The 1492-nt window shown below is 34.5% G+C and carries 2 protein-coding genes and 1 pseudogene; 1 reads left to right on the top strand and 2 read right to left on the bottom strand.

Annotated features, from left to right (window positions below; all coding sequences use genetic code 11):
- Window positions 1-164, top strand: a pseudogene (locus tag IC220_RS07495) (IS256 family transposase); the annotation flags it as partial.
- Between the two features lie 218 nt (window positions 165-382).
- Here IC220_RS07495 and IC220_RS07490 read toward each other — a convergent pair.
- Both IC220_RS07490 and IC220_RS07485 read right to left on the bottom strand, forming a co-directional pair.
- Window positions 383-1057, bottom strand: coding sequence for a JAB domain-containing protein (locus tag IC220_RS07490; RefSeq protein WP_188153787.1), 675 nt, complete (start codon window positions 1055-1057; stop codon window positions 383-385).
- A gap of 130 nt (window positions 1058-1187) precedes the next feature.
- Window positions 1188-1492 (bottom strand): IS3 family transposase (locus tag IC220_RS07485; protein ID WP_458695328.1); only part of this gene is annotated, 305 nt, incomplete at its 5' end.

Genomic DNA, 1492 nt, shown 5'->3' with positions numbered 1-1492 from the left:
AGACCAAGGGCTCATTTACCAGCATAAATGCCTTGTATAAGTTGGTATATTGTGCTATAAAGAAGGCAGAGGAAAAATGGACGATGCCTGTGCATGATTGGGCAGTAGCCATATCTCAGCTTGACATTTTCTTTCCTGGAAGATTGAAAATTGAGTTGAGCTAAAAATGTGGTTTGACACAGTTTATTTAACACTCCCCGGATTTTATCAGCAACTCTCTTTATGTTGTTTCGCAGGGGGTCTTTTTATTCTTATTACTCATAAAATGTAACCTTCGTTTACAATAAATTTTCTGCCACTGTTTCTTAGCAGTGGTAGCCAAACTTCTCAAGATTAGATGTAAGATAGATTGTGCACTTGAAAAGTTTGAATTCCCATATCCTTATAACAGGTCGTTTTTCTTAAAGCTGAAATGGCCTTTGTCTATTACTAGAATATGATCTAACAACTCAATGTTCACCGCTTGACACGCTGATGCCAATTCCATTGTCATATCTTTATCTTCTTCTGATGGTTCTAAACTTCCTCCTGGATGGTTGTGAGCTAATATTATTGATGCTGCCTTCCTTGCTACCACTTTTCTTTCATATAAATGCACTTCATTTATTGTACCAGAATACACGTAATCTCCTATCAAACGTCTCTGTGTATCCAAATATATTACCTGAACAGCTTCTTGTTCTGAAAGACCTATACTTACCCTAATATACTCTATCAGCTTTGACTGATCGTCCATTACTGCTCCTTTCTTTAGCCCTTCTCTTAATGCCATCTTTGAAGCTTCCTTAATACATATTATTGCTGCAGCTGCTGGCTCCGTCATTCCTTCTATCAATTTTAGGTCATCTATTTCTCGGCCTAAAATCCCTCCTATTCCTGGACAATTATCCATTAGCTTTTTAGTAATAGCTTGCGCTTGATCCCTATCATGAACTGAACTTAGAAGCATTTCCATTATTTCTTGATCTAATAGAGCCTCTCCTCCTCCGCTTTGTTCTATTCTCTTTATTTCTTCTATAAATTCATTTTGATTTTTACTTTTTTTCTTGTTGTTCATAAAATATATCCTTCGTTAACAATAAACTTTCTTTTTATATTTACTGCTATTTTTTTTAGCAGTGGTCGTCATCTAGCCATAGCTTTCCAGTGAAGTCAAATCAAATTTTCGATTTTTTTTATTTATTTTTTTATGAAAATATAAAAGATATTAATAGCCATTGATTTTTCTCAAGACCCACTGCGAAACAGAAAATCTGATAAAGAATATTTTTCTCACCACTTTCTAGATGTACAGTCCCAAAGAGTGATGGAAGTATAAATAAATCAGGAAATTTTGTCCACTGATCACATATGAACTCATAAGGTGTGAGACCCTTAAGAGTTTTTAGTCTTTTAGCGTAATTGTAGGCCATAACGAAGCTATAAAGATGCTCTTTAAGTTGTTGATGTGATTTATAGTAGTATTTCTTAACTGTAGCATTCTTTAGTGTTT

This window comes from Wolbachia endosymbiont of Pentalonia nigronervosa (assembly GCF_014534705.1).
GTDB lineage: Bacteria > Pseudomonadota > Alphaproteobacteria > Rickettsiales > Anaplasmataceae > Wolbachia.
This window is presented reverse-complemented; position numbering and strand designations above follow the sequence as displayed.

Coding starts and splice junctions, on each gene's coding strand:
- IC220_RS07490 (WP_188153787.1), bottom strand. CDS start 1,057: ATGAACAACAAGAAAAAAAGTAAAAATCAAAATGAATTTATAGAAGAA.